The following is a 19488-nucleotide window of genomic DNA, read 5'->3' as shown; positions in this document are numbered from 1 at the left end:
TAGTAAAGAGGCTGCTTTTTTGATAGTGAAAGGTGAAAAAATGTACTTTTAACAATTTATGTATGATAACATATAAATCGATTAGAATATGGTACCATGAGCGTTTGAATCCACACTATTATTTTCATAATAATATTATGGTTAACTAGATGTTGATTAATACATTCGCAATTGAATATCTAGTACTACTTACTGTTTTATATGATTCATATGCAAATCATATTTAATAACTTACTAACGCTAACGGAGAGTGAAAAAATGAAGTTCATGCTTGCTGTTTTATTGATTATACTTGGTAGTATTTTAGTTGGTTTGACCAGTAACAGTCTAGGCGCAACAGGTAATAACATCATGCATTTATCTGGAATTGGGTGCCTTATAGCAGCTATTTTTATAGCAAAAGGCAAAAAAGATATCAAACACCGTAAAAAAAAGGAATGCGATGTTTAATCACGCATTCTTTTTTGATGTAAGCAGCTCTAGGCCTTTGTCATCCACTTTTTCTTACGATTATTATAAAATAGAAAGTAACAGCTATACATACAGCAGTAAGGTGGTATTTAACAATGAAACAATTCAACAAAACAATCGGTATTGCAGCGCATGTGGATGCAGGGAAGACTACGTTTTCCGAGCAGCTTCTTTACCACACAAAAAGTATTAAACAGCGAGGAAGAGTTGACCACAAAGATTCGTTTCTTGATACTCATACGATTGAGAAAGAACGGGGCATTACGGTATTTGCTGACCAAGGAACTTTTTCATATAACGGTTCTACTTATTATTTAATTGATACACCTGGCCACGTCGATTTTTCACCTGAAATGGAACGTTCTATTCAAGTGATGGACTATGCGATTGTTATCTTAAGCGCAGTCGAGGGAGTGGAAGGGCATACAGAAACGGTTTGGCAGCTGCTTCAAAAACATCGTGTGCCCGTATTCTTTTTCATCAATAAAATCGATCGTGTAGGAGCAGATCCTGAACGTGTTATAAATGATATTAAACATAACTTAACCCCTGATGTTTTTGACATAACTTCAGAGCTTATAGACGGCTCGTTAAGTGAGGAACTTATTGAATTTACAGCTGAAAAAGATGAAGAGCTTTTAGATGCATTTATGGAAGGCAAGAATGATCAAGCTTATTGGAAAGCGGCTATGCAAAAGCTTTTTCAAGCCAATCAGATTTTCCCGTGTGCTTGTGGCTCAGCTTTGCAAGACATCGGTATTGAAAGTTTTTTAGAAAAGCTCGATTTGCTAACAGAAACTCACTACTCGCAGGAAGAAGCATTTTCAGGGCGTGTATATAAAATTCGGCACGATGAAAACGGCATGCGCATCACGTTTATCAAAGCTCTAAGCGGGACACTGCAAGTGCGTGATGAAGTGGCTTATGAAAAAAACGGAGAGCTATACGAAGAAAAAATCACTCAAATTCGTGCTTATAACGGAAGCACATTCAAAAACGTAAATGAAGGTTCAGCCGGCGAACTTTTTGCAGTTACAGGATTGACTTCCGCATCCGTTGGAGACGGTCTTGGAACGTTAAAAGAAAGCCGCTCCTATGAACTTTTGCCTACGTTAAAATCAAAAGTTGTTTTTGAGCCTTCTGTTCATCCAAAAGAAGGAATTAAACTTTTTCAACTATTAGATGCCGAAGATCCTTCTTTACATGTGACGTGGGAAGAAAGGACTCAAGAGCTTCATATTCATGTGATGGGAGCCATTCAGCTTGAAGTTCTCGAAAAACTGATAAAAGAACGCTTTAATATAAACGTACAGTTTGAAGAACCAGAAATTTTGTACAAAGAATCTATTGAAAATACAGTGATGGGCTACGGGCATTTTGAACCGTTGAAACACTATGCAGAAGTTCACTTGAGAATAGAAGCAGCGGAACGAAACAGCGGAATTACCTTTGAAAATGCTTGTCACGCCGATGATTTATCCGTTGGGTATCAAAATCTGGTCCGTCAGCATATATTTGAAAAGCCGCATCACGGTTTGCTAACGGGGTCGCCTACTACTGATCTAAAAGTGACGTTGTGTACCGGACGAGCTCACAACAAGCATACAAGCGGAGGAGATTTTAGAGAAGCAACGTACCGAGCATTACGACAAGGGTTAGAAAAAGCCAAAAATATTGTGCTAGAACCGTATTATGACTTTAAAATTAAAGTGGATATTGATCAAATGGGGAGGGTATTAGCTGATGTTCAAAGCGCACACGGCCGCTTTGATTCTCCTGTAACAACCGAAAACAAAGCGATTATTACAGGGAAAGTTCCTGTTGCTACTTTTATGAACTACGGTTCGACGCTAGCATCTTTTACGCACGGAAAAGGAGCGATGTCTCTATTATTCGGAGGGTATGAACGTTGTCATAATGAAGAAGAAGTTATTGAACGAATCCGCTACAATAAAGAGGCAGATCCGGAATACAGCTCATCCTCTGTCTTTTGCGCCAAAGGACAGGGATATACGGTTCCTTGGAAAGAAGCAGAAGAAAAAATGCACTGTTTATAAAAAAACACTGTAGCAATTGCTACAGTGTTTTTTCTCCATACCTTACCTTTACAATAAAAACCACATTATAGTATAGTTTACTTATATTTCTAAAAAATGAGGTGATAGAAACGTGGATGCTACTGTTAAAACAACTAAAAGCGGGATAATAGGTGGGGTTCTTGGAGGAATTTCACTTTTATATGTTATCATTAATACTTTATTGATCCTTAACTTTTTTACAGGACTTGTTGAGGCTGAAAAGCTTCAAGGTCTTCCTATTATCGCACCTATCTTTTTAGTTCCGCTCATGATTGTCCCTGCAATTATTGGTTTTTTTATAAAAAAAGACAAGCTCTGTCTATGGGCGATTATTTTAAATATCATCTTGTTTCTTGTACCAATTGGCTACCATGTCATCGGTACATTAGTATTTGGCCCTTAATTTAAAAAAACGAACAAACTTTATATTGAAGTTTGTTCGTTTTTTTATATCATATAACCTTCTATAACCACTATTGAGCCGGAGCAGTAGCTGTACTGCTGTTTTCGTCTTTTACCATCATCCTTACACCTTGTACAACCGCAATTCCTTCCCACTTATCAAGATCAGGTTCGAGAAATTCTAAAGCAAACGTGTGTGGACGTAATGACAGAAACGAAGAAAGTGTGCGGACTTGAATGACAGGAACGCCGGAACGCAAAACGTCAAATTTACGATCTGTTATATTCCCCGTAATTTCATATGTATCGCCGTCGTTTCTAATATAAAGATACTTCTTTTTAAAAAAAGTGAATTTCCGTTGAATCATTCCAACTTCATTTCCGTGGTGATCTGAAATAATCATCTTTGGCATAAGGGCAAACATTTTAGATTTACCTGTAAACACGATCTCTTCGTTTTTTAAAATCTCAAATTTATTAGCAATAGATAACTTATATGCGACATTTCCAACAATGTCTTGTGATTCATTATAGATAGGAGATTCACCTAATTCGAAAAACTTGTCTTGCAAAATAATTCCTTGTTTCTCCATCTAAAAACCTCCTTTAGAATATATTACCATATCTTACACCTTTTGAGTTTGGCAAGACTATTTTCATGGGTATTATTAAATAAAGTTCGTCCTTACGTGCTGCGAATAATGAAAAGAATGAAAATAGGTTTCAAAGCTCATAATGTGTAAAGGAGACCTGCTTGTTACAACACCAAGTGGAACGTAAAGCAATTTGTTAGATATACATAAGGAGATGATACTTTATGCCTCAATGGCATCCGCATCGTGAACAAAAAAATTTACCTGATGAATTTCCTGTTAATCCGCTTTTTTCTCGACAAGGAGAAGTGACGATTCCAAGGCTGCGTATTGGTGATCAAGGTATGCTTCCCGAAACAGCTTATCAAATCATTCATGATGAAATTGCTTTAGACGGGAATGCCCGCTTAAATTTAGCTACGTTTGTTACTACGTGGATGGAGCCTGATGCAAAGCGTTTGTATGGAGAGTCTTTTGATAAAAATATGATTGATAAAGACGAGTATCCGCAGACAGCGGCTATTGAAGAGAGATGTGTACGTATTTTAGCGGATTTGTGGAATTCACCTAATCCTGATACAACGATGGGTGTTTCTACTACAGGTTCATCTGAAGCTTGTATGCTTGGTGGACTGGCGTTAAAAAGACGGTGGCAGAAACTGCGTAAAAGTAAAGGGCTATCAACAGACCGGCCGAACATTGTATTTAGTTCATCCGTTCAAGTGGTGTGGGAGAAGTTCGCAAACTATTGGGACGTAGAGCCTCGTTATGTGAACATTAATGCAGATCATCCTTATTTAGATCCAGAAGGCGTCATTAATGCGGTTGACGAAAATACAATTGGTGTCGTACCGATTCTTGGAGTGACGTATACAGGAGTTTACGAACCAATTGCTGCTATTGCAAAAGCATTGGATGAGTTGCAGGAAAAGACAGGATTAGATATTCCTATCCACGTAGACGCTGCTTCTGGAGGTTTTATCGCTCCGTTTCTTCAACCAGACCTTATCTGGGATTTCCGCTTGCCGCGAGTAAAGTCCATTAACGTATCGGGACACAAGTACGGTTTAGTCTATCCTGGTTTAGGGTGGGTGATTTGGAGAGAAAAAGAAGACTTGCCTGAAGATCTTATTTTCCGCGTTTCTTATTTAGGGGGCAACATGCCAACTTTTGCGCTTAACTTCTCTAGACCAGGAGCACAAGTCCTTTTACAGTACTACAATTTCTTACGTTTAGGTAAAGAGGGCTATTATGCCGTGCAAAAAACCTCCCAAGAAAACGCGCTGTTTCTCAGCCAAGAAATTGGAGAAATGGACGCATTCGAAATTATCGCCGATGGTTCAGATATCCCGGTTCTTGCTTGGAAACTAAAAGAAGGATACACGCCAAACTGGACTCTTTATGACCTGTCTAGACAACTGCGCACGTATGGATGGCAAGTGCCTGCTTATCCACTCCCAGCAGACATGGAAGAAATCACAATCATGCGCATTGTTGTTAGAAATGGATTTTCAAGAGACCTTGCTCATTTATTTATGGTTAATTTCAAACAAGCCGTTGAATTTCTTAACTCATTGGATAGACCTGTTCTTAAAGACACGAAATACGACAATGGATTTCATCATTAACATCGATTACGAACACACAAAGCCGTGTTATGAAAAGTACATGGCTTTGTGTTTTTTTATGCATAAAAAGATAATCTTTTCAAAAAAATACCATAAATCAAACAAGAAAATATTCTTATATTTTCTTAATTTTGGTATAATAACCCCTAAGGTTTTATAGTTCTTTAGAATTATATAAAACCTAAAAAAAGATAAAAAAAGGGGATAATAGTCTATGAAAATGTTGAAAGTTGCTTTTGGTATTCCGTTGTTAGCCGTATTGCTAGCAGGGTGTAGTGATGAGTCCAGTGAAACGGTATCGCAAAAAGAAGAGTCTGCAGAGAAATCAACAGCGGTTCATACGAAAGAAAACGGCAACAAAACGGCTGTAAAAGAATCATCGCCAAATACATTACAAACAAAAGCATCAACCATTAAAAAAGCCGTTAATTCTAAAGAAGCTGATCGCGATTACTTATTAAACGTAATGAATGGTTATCAGTATATCCAAGTAGGTGACAATCAGTATATTTACTACGGGATTAATCAAGAGCAAAATGTTTTTTGTATGATGGAAGTTAATTTTGACGCCAGTGGTGATTATGTAGAAAACATCAATTTTGTTGATAATGCTTCAGAAGAACAAATTGCTTTGCTTCAAAACCAAATACAAGAACAACAAAAGCAATTATCAGACCTTGAGCAGCAGCAAATGGAAAAAGAATTAGATGATTACTACGCGCAGCTAGAAGAAGACCGACAAAAAGAAGAAGAGGCGCAGGCCAAGGCTGATGCAGAAGCTGAAGCTCAGGCAGAAGCAGATCGCAAAGCGGAAGAAGAACGTTTAGCAGAAGAAGAGAAGAAACAGCAGGAGGAAGAGGAAGCTCAGGCAAAAGCGGATGAGGAAGAAGCTCAGGCTGATTCGGAAGATGAGGCGCAAACAGAATCAGAATCAGAGCAAGAAGAAGATACAGAAACCCTTGAGGAAGAGGAACCAGCCGAACAAACAGTTTCCCAAGAGCAAGCTATCCAGCTAGTTCGTGACCAACAAGGCATATCTGAAGATTCACCTCTTCTTGTAGAATACGATCACCTTGACGATTCAGGAAACTATATTATCCATGTTTATGAAAATGTTGTGGATAATGAAGATACAGGAGAGGAACATACAGCTACACAAGGTTGGTATCAAGTAAGTCCTAGTGATGGGTCAATTACTGATGTTACGGTAGATGGTTACTAATAAAAAGAAAAAAGGTTTATTAAAAGAAGCGTTCCTAACTAAAAGGGAGTTGCTTCTTTTTTAAGGTATAATTTCATAGAATATATTTCTAAATTATGCACAAAAGGAGAAATCAGATGAAAAAACGTTATATATTCGCACTGCTTGCTCTCTTTCTACTCACGACCGCTTGCCAAAATCCCTCTCCACCTGTGGATAAAACGAGCAGACTAAGTAAAAAAGAGGCTCACGAGTTAGGAAATCACCTTGAACTTGTGAAAGTGGATGTATCGATTGTTACGGATAAACGTTTAGTTGGTTCAACCATTATCACAGAAGGAAAAGACAAAGGAAAAGAGCTCGTGCCTACTAGTTTATATTACGAAATCGACTTAAAAAACACAGGTAAAAAACGCGTTGGGAAAGAACATCCGGACAAAGGAATTGAAATGGAAATTCAGCCTCATATACCATTAAAAAATGCACTAGAAGAGAGCGTTGGCTTCAATGTATTTAATCCTGATGATGATCAAGATAGGTCTGGACTGGGATATGGTTTTTCGTCTCCTAGCATTCTCAAATATAATGAACAAGGAAATTTTACTTTGAATTATGATTTAGGGTTTAAAGGTTCAACTAATAAAGAGCAAGCTTCTCCTTTGAAAGCATCTGACCAACAGTTAAAAAAGCTAGAACTACAACTTTTAGATGGAGTTTTAGTTGTCAAGCAAGAAAAACAGGTGTTAGCCAAATTTGATATGAAAACTAAAAAGAGAATTGAAAAATAATAAACAACGGTAACATGGTAAAAGCCTACTTGACTAAGTAGGCTTTTTTAGAACCACATTTTTTTACATACGTTTTTACGATGAATGTCATATATTTGGCTGATGCCGTGTTTATCAAATTTATCAAGTAGCTTATCAGTTCCACGCTTCATTTTATAGTTCATTTCACTTTCGTAAAGAGGAAGTACATTATAGAACTCAACATCTTTTCCTTCACGGATATGAACGCTCCAGGCTTCTTCTTCAGTTAGTGGAGGGAGCAAAAGAGAAGCACAAAGCTTTGTATTAGAGCTAAATGGTTTAATTGGGTTGTCATTTTGAATCGTGTGACCAAACCCTACCCATGTATCTAATTCATGGGGGAAGCGAGCTAAAAATTTTAAATTTTCAATTGGCCAATATATTTCTTCTTGCTTAAATCCTTCTTCTGAAAGGTCCCATTCTGGTGGTAAAAAACAAAGGAGTTCAGTATAACGACCACCTTCGACTTCTGGCGGAGTATTCATTGCCTTATCACTCATTCCTTGAGTAATAAGCGTATGGTAAGGACGTTCTTCACTAGGTGCAATATGATAGACATCTACATGTACAAGATGAGACATAATTTCATGATAGACCATATAAATAGGTCCAAAATAACGTTCAATATGAGCTTCCATAATCTCTCTTGCTTCTTCATCTATGTCAACATTTGGATCAAAATCCTTACCTGAACCTTTATGAGTGTATAAAACATCCCCTGATTCTGTGTATTCATATTTATCTTCATTGTTTGACATGCTTTTAATTCCTTTCTATCTAGTAATTAGATAAATCAGCTATTTTAAAAGGTAAATAACCTATTTTGGTGATAACCTATGATAGACTTATATTACCATAATCACCTAAATAAAGTTAGTTAGGATTATTCAGTTAAAGCAGGAGGCAGTGGCAGCAGAAAGTAATTAAAGTTATCAGGGATATTTTATTGCTTAAAAACATAACAAGGAAACGAGGAGATTAGCAATGGAACTTGATCTAACTGTAAATTCGAAGAGACGCTACGCAAATTTTGTTAAAAGAGTTTCAGAAAGCACTGTGGTCTGGGGATTAAAAAGTGAAGATGGCTGGTGCGTATGTGAATCGAATAAATATGAACAGACAGTCGTTATGCTTTTTTGGTCGGATGAAGCATATGCAAAGCAATGTGCAGTAGAAGGATGGTCACATTATAAATCAGCATCTATACCGTTGGAGGAATTTATGGATAATTGGCTATACGGAATGAATGACGACGATTTGTTAGTTGGTGTTAACTGGAATGCCAAGTTAATTGGGTTAGAAGTCGAGCCGTATGATTTATTGACAGAATTAGAAGACTTGTTAGAGAAACAGTAGATTTACTTTTCTTTTTTATAATATAAGGAGTGACCAAGTTTGAACATTGAAGCGGCGACTATTTTTAGTATTGAACCTGATGACACTTATTTAACTATTATTGATGCAGATTATAGAGATGAATATGGACTAGTCTTTGTTCAAAAACGTCATAATAAATTCGAACTGTCTGTAAACGGTACTACACTTTATCCACGTTTAAAAATAAACTATCCTTTTGTCAGATGGATTGATTATAAGCATTTTTTGATAATGAATGCCAGAACCAAGGGAGAAGAGCACAATCTTTTTATTATGAATATTGATGGAGAAGTCATTCGGTCATTTTATTGTGGAGATGCTGTACAAGACATAGCTGTTAGTAAAGATGGAATATGGTGCAGCTATTTTGACGAAGGCGTTTTTGGTGAAGAGATATCAACAGAAGGGTTAGTATTATTTGATAATACAGGTTCACCAACTTTTCAATATCATTCTCATTTACCAGATGCTCCGTCCATTGCAGATTGCTATGCAATTTGCAGAGGTAAAAATATGACACTTTGGCTATATCCATATACAGATTTTGAGTTAATTCAAGTAAATCCCGAGAAAAATTCCTTCATTGTACATCAAACTCCTGAAACGTTACATGGATCACAAGCAATAAGTATTAGAGGAGAATATAGCTATTTTTACAGTCCATACAATAAGGGAGGAGCATTATACAGTTGGAAAGCAGGAGAGAGTAGTTTTAAAAAAATAGGTAAGTTAAGCGGAACCCTTAGAGGGCTAGATACAAGGCAAAAAGCTCATTTTATAGGGATTGAGGAAAAGAACATAAAAGTTTACACCATCATGAACCCAAAAGAGTATTAAAACATAAGTTTAGATTATCTAAAAATTTTATTTATAAAACGAAGGAGTTTCCATGGAACAAAATTATTTTTCTAACCACTGAACCCTATTTTGGTTTCACATTGACTATGAATGGAAGAAAAAAATGTTAGTGTAGATGGGTTTATACAGTATCCCGCTGGCTGGGGAACAGAACTAAAGTTTGAATTTGAAACAGATTTAACTTACATAGATGCGTTTATTCAAGGGTTAGAATCCATTTTAATTCAGTATCCAATTAAAGAAATTTAAATTATATAAATCAAAGAGGTAATGTATTGTATGAAAAATTGGTTCAAAAAACATGCTAACAATAAAAAAATTGAGGATAATACACCTTGGCAATTAGATAACGTTTACAAAAGAAACAAAGAATCTCCTTATACATTTTACAAGCCAAGCAAAGCGGTGACGGATAAATTAAAAGCGGGAGACCTGGTGAAGTTAGTTTTCTTTAGTGATTCAGATACAGATGGTTACAAAGGAGAAAGAATGTGGGTGGAAATTACGGATAGAAACAAAGAGAACTTTGTTGGAAAGCTTGATAATGAACCTTATCATTTAAAGAGCTTAAAACTTGGTCAAATCCTGCATTTTGGCACTGAACATATTTGTGATACTGAATATGAAGACGATGACGCTGAAAAGATGGACTATTACTTTAATGCTCTCGTAACAGTTAGCAATGATGTTTTAGAAAGAAACGAGTTTAATTTCCTGTTAAAGGATAAACCAAATGAACCGAATGATTCAGGATGGGTTATCTTTAGCGGATACGAAGAAGATGAGTTCAACAGTAATCCAGATAATTTTCAAATTGTAGCTCTAGGAGTTGTTTTAAATGTTGATGACTCAATTTTAGCTTTTATAAATGAAACACCGCTATGTGCTTACGAAAGAAATGAGTTTGGGCAATTTGATAAAATTCATGACTACGATTGGGAAACATACCTTAGTGAGTGAAGCCTTGAAACTAGCAACTTGAAAAGTTTGTATGACAAGCGGATGGAGGGGAAGAAGTTATTCTTTTTCCTTTTTTTGCGCTTCTACATTAAATCAACTACTATCACACTGATTCATAGCTACTGTAAACTTGTGATGCAAAATTGTAAAGTTCTAGGATAAACCATAAGGAAATTCCTTAATTACATATAAAATGATACGTACTGGCGTATTCAGGCAATTGCGATTAAGTGAGCGGCCATTTTAACCACTTCTAAGATATAATCCATAGCTTGTACATAATTTAATTCATTTGACTTAAAGTTCGTCATTTAGGCGATTTTTAAGAGTTCTGTTTACAGCCAGCAAATTAAACTTATAAAAGCAAAAACTAGCTGACTTGAAAGAGAACTTACACACTTTAAGGAAAAAGTAAAAGACGATAGGTATTCTAAGGATCTAAGAGTAAGGGAGACCTCAATGATTTTATTTCTTTTTCTAGTTTACATAATATATATTCTAGGAACCAATAGATAAAACATAAATTATGTCTCATTTCAAAAGTATACTTATGATAGTGAGACATAATTTAAAAAATGAGATAGGGTTTATATTTATATCAATCGACTCGCTAAACTAATTATCCATAAGATTTGTTCTAATTGAACAATTGTAGATATGATTTTATGGAAATACATATGAATTTCACCAGTTTATTTTTAGGATTGATCAGTTCGATTGATTTTTAGATTATAATTAGAGAGTTTGAAAAATGAATGAGTTTACTTATAGAAATTAAGTTTTACACTCATTCATTTTTTCTCATCGTATTCTCAATGAACCCTTTACAAAACGATGAAATCTGTTTGTGTTTGATATCTTAAGGATTTATTTGCTACTGAACGTATATTTTTCATTTAGTACATATGTTTGTATTAAATGGATTTTTATTCATTTATAAAAGTCAAAACCTCGTATTTTCTGCAATAAAATACATAATTTAGTATTTTTATTCTATAAAATTCTGTGTTAAAATTACAACAAACCCCTTTCCTATCAGCTTTTTAGTGATTTTAGTTGTAGTTTCCTTTTTCATCGGGTATAATATTAAACAAATAGATGACGGTATAAATTGGATGTCATTATCCAGTTTTAAAGGAGCGATACTCATGAACATTACAATTTATTATGGAAATCATGAAGATAAAACAATTCACACAATGGATTGTCACGTAGATATCGATTTAGATGATGAAGATATGGTAGCTTTAACAGAAGCTCGTTAATGAATATATAAAAGGCTGTGGATGCTTTTCATCTGCAGCCTTTTATTTTTTTGCTCCCCCTCTTCTTTTCCACCTTTTAATGACCGCTACGTTTTAAGATCATTAGCTACTTTTATTATAAAATTTCAAATTCTCCGTTAACTTCTCTTTACTTTTCGACACATTTTTTGTATCATTAGATAAGAACATACGTTCGATTTATTTTTTATCGTATTGATGATCACAAGGAGTGTTTTTGAATGACGGTACGAAAAAGAAAAAGAAAGAAGCTCCCTCCTACCCTATCCAATACAGGCTTTATTGGAGCAACGTTTGCTGATACAGATGAATTAGCACGCAACGAATATCACTTTCCTCGTAAACAAATGAAAATTACCCATCATGTCTTAGATGCTTTGCTTCAAGGGGCAACGCACTTATTTCAACAGCATAAAGTTGAAGCCGCTATCTCATGCGTGTATCTGCCTAAGTACAAAAAGATCGGTTTGGTTCTTTCTAAACAACCTTTTGGCCGCGATGAAGGCATTGGGTATTTTATTAATTACTTAAAGGAAATCGGACATATTGAATGGGATGAAAAAACGAAAGACTACGAAATACATAATACGAGTTTTATCGGCGTGGTATTTGCAGATCTAGAAAAAATTGCTAAGTTCACCTTCGACTTTGAGTTAGAATTACTGTCGAAGTTCGTCAAGGACTTAATTATTCCCGCTAAAGAGCTATTCTTGCAGCATAATGTAAAAGCGTATCTCTCAGGCGTTGAAAATGAAGATCAGCATAAAGTAGGATTTGTTTTATCGATTAAGCCTTATGATGAACGTAAGGAAGCAGACTTATATTTTGTGGAATACTTAAAAGAACGTGGTTTATACGAAGAGGACGAGTCTGAAGAAGAGCTAGTACCTATTCATACAAAATGGAGCTTATTTAAATAACATATGTTATACCCGCTGTCGTAATAAGACAAGCGGGTCTTTTTTTGCTTTTTTACTAAAACCCAAAACAAATTAGTAGCAAGTACTAATAGTTAGTAATATAATAATAGTAATGATAAAAAATCATTGATATCTATAATATAAGGAGTCGTTTTTATGATTCAACTAAAAGATTTAGTTCCAAGTGAACATTACAACTTAACAGAGGAAATTGAAAAACATGCATCCGATCAACTTGCGCTAAAGTGGCAGGACGCTGACGGTGTGCGTGAGGAAATTACATATAACCAGCTGTTAGCAAAAGCAAATAAGGTGGCAAACGGGCTAACGGAGCTAGGATTAACAAAAGGCGATCACGTGTTGGTTATCGCACCTCGCCTTATTGAATCGTATGCTATTTACTTAGCATGCTTAAAAGCAGGTATTATTGTAATTCCTTCTTCAGAACTATTACGCGCAAAAGATATCCAATATCGTTTACATCACGCTGAAGCAAAAGCGATTATTTCTTACCATCCTTTCTGCAATGAGATCGATAAGATTGAAAACTTCCCTACTTCTCTACAACATAAAATTACATTTGGTGCTGATGTTACGTCGTGGACGCGCTTAGAGTCACTTACAGCGGATGCATCAGAACAGTTCCAAGCAGCTAACACAACTAAGGATGATACGGCATTCCTTCCTTATACATCTGGTACAACAGGACAGCCAAAAGGCGTTGTTCATACTCATGGATGGGCTTATGCTCACCTTCGTATCGCTGCTGCTGAATGGTTAGATATTAAAAAAGGCGATACGGTCTGGGCAACAGCAGGTCCTGGTTGGCAAAAATGGATTTGGACTCCGTTTTTATCTGTACTTGGACAAGGTGCAACAGGCATTATTTATAACGGACGTTTTGAACCTAAAAAGTTTTTAGAAATTTTACAGGATGAACAAGTAAACGTACTGTGCTGCACGCCAACAGAGTATCGCTTTATGGCTAAAATTGATGAGCTTGAACGTTTTGACCTGTCTCACCTTCATAGCGCTGTATCTGCCGGAGAACCGCTAAATGAAGAAGTAATTAATGTGTTTAAAAAATATTTTAATATCCAAGTACGTGATGGATACGGCCAAACGGAAAATACCCTTTTGATTGGTACCTTAAAAGGTGTAAAAACGAAGATTGGTTCAATGGGTAAACCGATGCTTGAAGGGTTTGTAGAAATCATTAATGAAGACGGCGAGCCTTGTGAGCCTGGAGAAGTTGGAGACATTGCCGTTCGTAGAGACCTCCCTTCTCTTTTCAAGCACTACTATAAAGACATGGAGCGCACTGAGAAAACGTATAAAGGAAACTACTATTTAACAGGCGACCGCGCTTCTAAAGATGAAGATAACTATTACTGGTTCCAAGGACGCGGAGATGATATTATTATCAGTTCCGGCTATACAATTGGGCCGTTTGAAGTTGAAGATGCGTTAATTAAGCATCCAGCAGTGAAAGAATGTGCCGTTGTAGCTAGTCCAGATGCTGATCGCGGCCATGTAGTAAAAGCGTATGTGGTTCTTGTTGATCATGTAAAAACAACAGATACAGGGTTTATTAAAGAGCTGCAAAATCACGTAAAAACTCTTACTGCACCTTACAAGTATCCTCGCGTAATTGAATTTATTGATGAATTACCAAAAACTAATTCAGGTAAAATTCGACGTGTGGAACTTCGTGAACGCGAGCAACAAAAAGCATAATAAATGAAAAAAAGACGTATCTGTTAGGATACGTCTTTTTTTATTAGATAGCACGCTGTGAAGTACGAACATCTACCGTTAAAACACCTGTATTTACGTTTGCATATGCTTTAATGATGACAGGATAATCTTTGTTGTTTGTGAACTTAAAATCAGGTCCTCCCCACGATACGGTCGCATCTCTTCCCGCAGGTACATAACCTACATGTTTTGAATGGTGAGACCTAGCTGTCACTTGAAGACCAGCGCCGTCAATCGCGTTAAATAACGTAGAAGATGTTTGACAAATACCTCCGCCAATTCCCATCACCAGCTGTTTATTGATAATTTCAGGAGCAGGCTGATAGCCTCTTTCTGCTGTGCGCTCCCCAACTGTTTGATTATAAGAAAATGAATCTCCTGGTCCTAACACAACGTTATTAATTGCTTCTGCTGATAGCTGAACATTTCTATTTCTGCTTGTATCACTTGGACGAAAACGTGTAGAATACGAAGCTAATGATACATCGGCGATCCCTTGAGCAGATGCTGCCGTGACATTTGGAGCGGTTTCGTATATCGGAACCTTTACCTCCAATTGTTTCGTATTTAAGTTCTGCAGATTTTTAACAAGTTCTGCTTCTTTTAAGATGATTTGCTTGGATCCGCCAGTCAACGATCCATTTTCATCTATTTTTATGTTTTGCATAGGTGTATCGATCCCTTTTGCCAGCTCAGACGCTAACTGTTTAATTTCTTGATCATATACACCTTTATCCTTGTAATGAACCGGCTTGAATTCTTTCATTACTTCTCCTGTACGGGAATCTTTTAACTGATACGTCAGTTCTTCGACTTTAAGGACTGGCTTTTTCTTTTTCTCAGCCTTTTTTTCTGGTTTTTTAGCCGCTTGTTTTTGTTCTATCGCAGCTGTTTGCTTTGCGGAATGATTTGTATACATGCCGTACGCAATAAACGCACTAACAATTGTCGCGCCAAGCAAGAGCGCCCCTAAGACTTTCTTCATGTAATTGAATCCCCCCATATCTCGGCTTTACCTCAATATGTTTTTTCTATAAAAATATGTATACATTCATTTTATACAAACATCTTATAAAAGACGATCTGCCAAAGTGAATACTCACCATTTTTTATATTTTTTTCTTTATTCAACACATGAGGTAAAGCGGAATGATGTTCATAGACCCCATTTTTTCTTATGAACTCAATAGAAAACAAATGTTGTATGCGTTTCCTGTTATTACTATTCTTATATATAATAGCACGAAAACAAGGATTTTTTAACGAATTATGGTAATTATTTTAAAATTTTTCTGACAATTTTCGCGGTGTTGTTCATTTTTCTATGGGCATTATACATGGTATAATGGTAAAAATGGAATTTGTTTTATGAGGAGGATTTACGCTTGACTGAACGTTATAGCAAAGAAGAGATTAGTCATCAGCTAGAAAGTATAGATCATGTAAAAGAAGCTCTTTTAAAATATAAAAACACCGTAATCGGTGAGAAATATGATTTGCTTCCCTACCATTTAACTTCAACAAAAGAGGCAATCTTAAAGACGATTCACGATAAAAAAAGCTGTATTGTTAGCGATATCACAAAAGTACTTGGGCTCTCACCCGGTGCTATCACCATTGTATTAAATCAATTAGAAGATGATGAGCTTGTGAATCGTATATATAAAAAGCAAAACCGCCGAAGCGTGTGGGTAGAGTTGACAGAAAAAGGCGAAAAAGTTGTCGAAATATTGCAAGCTACTCGTGTCGATTTTTGGTCAGATTTACTTTCACACTTATCAGAAGAAGAAAGAGATCAATACTTTCACATTATGAAAAAAATATCTCAAAAATTACAGCAATAAATATAAAAAAAGCGGCTATAAAGGCCGCTTTTTTTATTATGCGTGTGCTAAGGCTTGTTTTTTCACTTCGTTTTTCAACACTTTTCCTACGCTGTTTTTAGGAAGTGATGAAACAAATACAACAGTTGGCACTTTATATGGTGCTAATCGTTCTTTACAGAAATTCACTACGTCTTCTTCAGTTAGAGCTGACGCTGCTTGTTTAACAACAAATGCATATGGAACTTCGCCGTACACATCATCAGGCATGCCGACAACTGTCGCTTCTAACACACCGTCTGCTGCTAGGACAACTTCTTCTACTTGATCTGGGTAGATGTTGTCTCCTCCATATACAATTACATCTTTATAGCGTCCTTCAATATAAAGAAATCCGTCTTCATCTAATCGACCTGCATCGCCCATCGCTAACCAGCCATCTTGTAAGACAGCGTTTGTTGCTTCTTCGTTTTGCCAGTAGCCTTTAAATAGATAAGGGCTTCGTACAAGCACTTCACCTTTTTCTCCAGTTGGAACTTCTTGACGTGTTTCTGGGTCTACAATTTTAACTTCCACATGTGGAGCCGGTTTCCCAGCTGAGCTTACTTTCTTCCATCCCATTTGAGGATGCCATGAACTGATAATCCAAGCTTCTGTGCTTCCGTATCCTTGAGCTAAAATCATACCGTTACGGTCATATTGTTCGATTAAAGACTCTGATACTTTTGTTCCGCCTGACACAGCAAGTTTTAGAGGGAAATCATAGTGATTTCCTTTTTCAAGCTCTTCTACGATGTATTTTAATGCTGGTGGTAGTGCAAACAACATTTTAATGTTTTCTTTTTCGATTACCTCAATTACTTTAGCTGGATCTGTTTCTTCAGAACATACCATTGTGTTTCCTGTGTTAATGCACATAAATAAAATGCTCATCGAACTCATGTGGAAGAATGGATGAACAAATAAATAGCGCATGCTTTTATCAATATTTGCACGTTCTTCCTGTCCGCCAGAGTTTAAAAAGGCACTTACCGATCCGTGTGCAATCATACATCCTTTTGATTTACCTGTTGTACCTGATGTAAACATCATTAATGCTAAATCTTCAGGAAGTACTTCAGGAAGTGCTTCTGGTGTGTTTGTGTTATACGCTGAGAATTGAGTTGTAAATTCTTTTGCATCCTCAATTTTTAACGTAAAGCTAAGTCCAGCCGTTTGTTCCGCTTTTTCTAATACAGACGTAAATTCATTGTGGTGGATAATCGCTTTTAACTGTCCGCTTGTAATAATGCTATCAAGCTCATAAGGTGTCATGCTCTTACTTAATGGAACAACGACTGCTCCCACTTGTAAAATCCCCATTGTAACAACTGGGTAAGCAATGCTTGTATGAGCTAAAATACCAATACGATCTCCTTTTTGAATTCCTTTCTCTAAGAAGTAATGAGACAATTGATTTACTTTTTCATGAAATTCATTAAATGTATAACGTTCATTATGTTCAACTAGTGCTTCATGTTGAGGAGAAATCTCTGCACGTTCTGCGACTAAGTATTGTAATGTGTTCATTTTATCCTCTCCTTTGTCCGCTCGGACTAAATATTTCGTTCATGAATATTTTAATGACTAAAACATAATAACAAAAAATTTTTCCGAAGTAAAAGTTTAAAATTATCAAAATGTGTTTATATAGGTTGTATCGGGAAATGTTAAAAGAGATGCTGTTTTTAAGAAGTGTTGTATTACCAAGGGTTTGAGAAAAATTTACAAAATTTAAACAGTTCAGACACTGGGTTTAATGAACTATTTTTTTCCTTTTTTTGTTTGTAAATTAGTTTTTATTTCTTGTTTTTCATTTTTTTAATATATTTTCTTACTTTCCCCTCATTCACCGGATTTTGAGCTCATTCATTGAATGAAAACGGTGAATATGAAACAATAATATATAAGTATTTGGATTTGAAAGGAGCAAATTTAGACATGAAAGTTCTTGTAATTGGTGCGAATGGTCAAGTAGGCAAACATATTGTAAACATTTTGAATGAAAGTGATGTGCACACTGTACGTGCGATGGTTCGTAAAGAAGAACAAGCAAAAGAGCTTGAAGCAAGAGGTGTAGAAACGGCTTTTGCAAGCTTAGAAGGCACTGTGCATGAAATTAAGGAAGTGATGAAAGGCTGTGACGCCGTTATCTTTAGCGCAGGATCAGGCGGCAGCACAGGTCATGATAAGACACTTTTAATTGATTTAGATGGAGCAGTAAAAGCGATGGAAGCTGCAGAAGATTTAGGAATTAAACGATTTGTGATGGTAAGCGCCCTTCAAGCACATCACCGTGAAAACTGGAATACTTCACTAATTCCTTACTATGTAGCCAAACATTATGCAGATAAAATCTTAGAAGCAAGCGGATTAACATATACAATTGTTCGCCCAGGCGGATTGTTAAACGAACCAGGAACAGGACGGGTAGATGCTGGGGAGAACAAAGAGCGCGGATCCATTCCTCGTGAAGATGTCGCGCGTGTGGTAGTAGAAACGTTAAGTGAAGATCATACATTCGGACGTTCTTTTGATTTAGTTTCAGGCGATACGCCTATCACAGAAGCTATTCAGTCTATTTAATATAAAAAGCAGCGAATACGTATTCGCTGCTTTTTATTTATTATTTAGTACATGTACTAAATGATAAATTACTTTTGCTGTCAGTCCCCATATGACTCGATCTTCATAGTAATAAAAATGTTCTTCCATCTCTCTTGTTTGCCAATTATAATTTTCACCACCAATAATCGCGTCATAAGGAAAATTATGTTCGGGTTCTACTCTGAAATTAATATTGTGTATATCAGGTTCGGTACGCTGAAAAAAAGAAAGAGGCACGGTAAATACTTCTGCTACTTCCGAAGGATTCGGTCGAAGTTCAAGCGACTCATCAATGAAACCTACATAAGGATAAATGATTGTTCCGAATTGAGAAACAATATAATCTAAAGCTTGTACGTGCTGAATAGATTGGGGTGTAATTCCTAACTCTTCAGAGGTTTCACGGATAGCCGTTTCTTTTTCATCTGCATCCGTCTTTTCAACACGCCCTCCTGGAAAACAAATTTCTCCGGGCTGTCTACGTAAATCGAGCGCTCTTACTTCAAATAAAACATGTAGTTCCCCTTGTTTTTCAATAAGCGGAACAAGAATGCCGAAGCGGGAGAACTGCTCCATCCCAAGGATTGTCGGCATCCGGTTTTCTAACTTAGCTATAATGCGGGATGCATCCATACGTCCACTTCCTTTCACAAAATGAATTATCAAAAGAATAGCGAGTTA

At 36.3% G+C, this 19488-nt stretch carries 19 protein-coding genes; 14 read left to right on the top strand and 5 right to left on the bottom strand.

Annotated features, from left to right (window positions below):
• Positions 1–258 precede the first annotated feature (258 nt).
• The 3 genes from LJY09_RS12180 to LJY09_RS12170 all read left to right on the top strand — a co-directional run bounded on the left by LJY09_RS12180 (position 259) and on the right by LJY09_RS12170 (position 2952).
• Positions 259–450 (top strand): hypothetical protein, encoded by a 192-nt coding sequence (locus tag LJY09_RS12180; RefSeq protein WP_028413266.1) that lies wholly within the window; start codon positions 259–261, stop codon positions 448–450.
• Between the two features lie 116 nt (positions 451–566).
• Positions 567–2528 (top strand): GTP-binding protein, encoded by a 1962-nt coding sequence (locus LJY09_RS12175; protein WP_155010151.1) that lies wholly within the window; start codon positions 567–569, stop codon positions 2526–2528.
• Positions 2529–2640: 112 nt separating this feature from the next.
• A complete protein-coding gene (locus LJY09_RS12170; protein WP_034327748.1) occupies positions 2641–2952 on the top strand; it encodes a hypothetical protein in 312 nt (103 codons plus the stop codon).
• A 70-nt stretch (positions 2953–3022) separates the two neighbouring features.
• On the opposite strand, the gene LJY09_RS12165 is transcribed toward LJY09_RS12170, so the two are convergent.
• The gene (locus LJY09_RS12165) at positions 3023–3544 is read right to left on the bottom strand and encodes an LURP-one-related family protein (protein WP_028413269.1); all 522 of its coding nucleotides are present in this window, start codon (positions 3542–3544) and stop codon (positions 3023–3025) included.
• Positions 3545–3768: 224 nt separating this feature from the next.
• Between LJY09_RS12165 and LJY09_RS12160 the strand changes: the two genes are divergently transcribed.
• The 3 genes from LJY09_RS12160 (at position 3769) to LJY09_RS12150 (ending at position 7161) form a co-directional block, all read left to right on the top strand.
• Positions 3769–5172: a glutamate decarboxylase gene (locus LJY09_RS12160; RefSeq protein ID WP_028413270.1), complete on the top strand. Its 1404-nt coding sequence runs from the start codon at positions 3769–3771 to the stop codon at positions 5170–5172.
• A 214-nt stretch (positions 5173–5386) separates the two neighbouring features.
• On the top strand, positions 5387–6394 hold the full coding sequence (locus LJY09_RS12155; RefSeq protein ID WP_155008098.1) for a hypothetical protein: 1008 nt from the start codon (positions 5387–5389) through the stop codon (positions 6392–6394).
• Positions 6395–6510: 116 nt separating this feature from the next.
• Positions 6511–7161 carry a hypothetical protein gene (locus tag LJY09_RS12150; RefSeq protein ID WP_228307760.1) on the top strand — a complete coding sequence of 217 codons (651 nt, stop codon included), beginning with the start codon at positions 6511–6513 and terminating at the stop codon, positions 7159–7161.
• A 47-nt stretch (positions 7162–7208) separates the two neighbouring features.
• Here LJY09_RS12150 and LJY09_RS12145 read toward each other — a convergent pair whose 3' ends face one another.
• Complete coding sequence (locus tag LJY09_RS12145; protein WP_028413273.1) at positions 7209–7940, bottom strand: suppressor of fused domain protein; 732 nt, start codon at positions 7938–7940, stop codon at positions 7209–7211.
• Positions 7941–8166: 226 nt separating this feature from the next.
• On the opposite strand from LJY09_RS12145, the gene LJY09_RS12140 reads away from it, so the two are divergent.
• From LJY09_RS12140 to mbcS, 6 genes are all read left to right on the top strand, one after another.
• Complete coding sequence (locus LJY09_RS12140; protein WP_028413274.1) at positions 8167–8538, top strand: DUF2750 domain-containing protein; 372 nt, start codon at positions 8167–8169, stop codon at positions 8536–8538.
• 39 nt (positions 8539–8577) lie between these two features.
• Positions 8578–9396, top strand: a complete 819-nt coding sequence (locus LJY09_RS12135) for a hypothetical protein (RefSeq protein ID WP_051418567.1) — start codon at positions 8578–8580, stop codon at positions 9394–9396.
• A gap of 111 nt (positions 9397–9507) precedes the next feature.
• Positions 9508–9666, top strand: a complete 159-nt coding sequence (locus LJY09_RS12130) for a hypothetical protein (protein ID WP_155916280.1) — start codon at positions 9508–9510, stop codon at positions 9664–9666.
• Positions 9667–9696: 30 nt separating this feature from the next.
• Positions 9697–10377, top strand: coding sequence for an immunity protein Imm33 domain-containing protein (locus LJY09_RS12125; protein ID WP_051418568.1), 681 nt, complete (start codon positions 9697–9699; stop codon positions 10375–10377).
• A gap of 1504 nt (positions 10378–11881) precedes the next feature.
• The gene (locus LJY09_RS12120) at positions 11882–12580 is read left to right on the top strand and encodes a hypothetical protein (protein ID WP_014459981.1); all 699 of its coding nucleotides are present in this window, start codon (positions 11882–11884) and stop codon (positions 12578–12580) included.
• Positions 12581–12736: 156 nt separating this feature from the next.
• Positions 12737–14317 (top strand): acyl-CoA synthetase MbcS, encoded by a 1581-nt coding sequence (mbcS, locus tag LJY09_RS12115; RefSeq protein ID WP_228307759.1) that lies wholly within the window; start codon positions 12737–12739, stop codon positions 14315–14317.
• A gap of 43 nt (positions 14318–14360) precedes the next feature.
• Here mbcS and LJY09_RS12110 read toward each other — a convergent pair whose 3' ends face one another.
• The gene (locus LJY09_RS12110) at positions 14361–15323 is read right to left on the bottom strand and encodes a VanW family protein (protein ID WP_033579048.1); all 963 of its coding nucleotides are present in this window, start codon (positions 15321–15323) and stop codon (positions 14361–14363) included.
• A gap of 400 nt (positions 15324–15723) precedes the next feature.
• Here LJY09_RS12110 and LJY09_RS12105 point away from each other — a divergent pair, with 400 nt between their 5' ends.
• Positions 15724–16182 (top strand): MarR family winged helix-turn-helix transcriptional regulator, encoded by a 459-nt coding sequence (locus tag LJY09_RS12105; RefSeq protein ID WP_013057155.1) that lies wholly within the window; start codon positions 15724–15726, stop codon positions 16180–16182.
• A gap of 36 nt (positions 16183–16218) precedes the next feature.
• On the opposite strand, the gene LJY09_RS12100 is transcribed toward LJY09_RS12105, so the two are convergent.
• A complete protein-coding gene (locus LJY09_RS12100; RefSeq protein WP_028413279.1) occupies positions 16219–17730 on the bottom strand; it encodes a class I adenylate-forming enzyme family protein in 1512 nt (503 codons plus the stop codon).
• A 411-nt stretch (positions 17731–18141) separates the two neighbouring features.
• Between LJY09_RS12100 and LJY09_RS12095 the strand changes: the two genes are divergently transcribed.
• Entirely contained in the window at positions 18142–18786 is a 645-nt protein-coding gene (locus tag LJY09_RS12095) for an SDR family oxidoreductase (protein ID WP_028413280.1), read from the top strand.
• Positions 18787–18819: 33 nt separating this feature from the next.
• Here the strand turns inward: LJY09_RS12095 and LJY09_RS12090 are convergent, their stop codons facing one another.
• Positions 18820–19440 carry an NUDIX hydrolase gene (locus LJY09_RS12090; protein WP_028413281.1) on the bottom strand — a complete coding sequence of 207 codons (621 nt, stop codon included), beginning with the start codon at positions 19438–19440 and terminating at the stop codon, positions 18820–18822.
• Positions 19441–19488 lie beyond the last annotated feature (48 nt).

Source organism: Priestia sp. J2, from assembly GCF_020790095.1.
Lineage (GTDB): Bacteria > Bacillota > Bacilli > Bacillales > Bacillaceae_H > Priestia > Priestia zanthoxyli.
The sequence above is the reverse complement of the archived record's forward strand: the minus strand, read 5'-3'. Positions and strand labels throughout refer to the sequence as shown.

Excerpts from the sequence above, each read along its gene's own strand:
- LJY09_RS12140 (WP_028413274.1), top strand. The coding sequence starts at position 8,167 with ATGGAACTTGATCTAACTGTAAATTCGAAGAGACGCTACGCAAATTTT.
- LJY09_RS12130 (WP_155916280.1), top strand. The coding sequence starts at position 9,508 with ATGGAAGAAAAAAATGTTAGTGTAGATGGGTTTATACAGTATCCCGCT.
- LJY09_RS12145 (WP_028413273.1), bottom strand. The coding sequence starts at position 7,940 with ATGTCAAACAATGAAGATAAATATGAATACACAGAATCAGGGGATGTT.
- LJY09_RS12165 (WP_028413269.1), bottom strand. The coding sequence starts at position 3,544 with ATGGAGAAACAAGGAATTATTTTGCAAGACAAGTTTTTCGAATTAGGT.
- mbcS (WP_228307759.1), top strand. The coding sequence starts at position 12,737 with ATGATTCAACTAAAAGATTTAGTTCCAAGTGAACATTACAACTTAACA.
- LJY09_RS12120 (WP_014459981.1), top strand. The coding sequence starts at position 11,882 with ATGACGGTACGAAAAAGAAAAAGAAAGAAGCTCCCTCCTACCCTATCC.
- LJY09_RS12175 (WP_155010151.1), top strand. The coding sequence starts at position 567 with ATGAAACAATTCAACAAAACAATCGGTATTGCAGCGCATGTGGATGCA.
- LJY09_RS12090 (WP_028413281.1), bottom strand. The coding sequence starts at position 19,440 with ATGGATGCATCCCGCATTATAGCTAAGTTAGAAAACCGGATGCCGACA.
- LJY09_RS12150 (WP_228307760.1), top strand. The coding sequence starts at position 6,511 with ATGAAAAAACGTTATATATTCGCACTGCTTGCTCTCTTTCTACTCACG.
- LJY09_RS12110 (WP_033579048.1), bottom strand. The coding sequence starts at position 15,323 with ATGAAGAAAGTCTTAGGGGCGCTCTTGCTTGGCGCGACAATTGTTAGT.
- LJY09_RS12125 (WP_051418568.1), top strand. The coding sequence starts at position 9,697 with ATGAAAAATTGGTTCAAAAAACATGCTAACAATAAAAAAATTGAGGAT.
- LJY09_RS12160 (WP_028413270.1), top strand. The coding sequence starts at position 3,769 with ATGCCTCAATGGCATCCGCATCGTGAACAAAAAAATTTACCTGATGAA.
- LJY09_RS12180 (WP_028413266.1), top strand. The coding sequence starts at position 259 with ATGAAGTTCATGCTTGCTGTTTTATTGATTATACTTGGTAGTATTTTA.
- LJY09_RS12100 (WP_028413279.1), bottom strand. The coding sequence starts at position 17,730 with ATGAACACATTACAATACTTAGTCGCAGAACGTGCAGAGATTTCTCCT.
- LJY09_RS12155 (WP_155008098.1), top strand. The coding sequence starts at position 5,387 with ATGAAAATGTTGAAAGTTGCTTTTGGTATTCCGTTGTTAGCCGTATTG.
- LJY09_RS12095 (WP_028413280.1), top strand. The coding sequence starts at position 18,142 with ATGAAAGTTCTTGTAATTGGTGCGAATGGTCAAGTAGGCAAACATATT.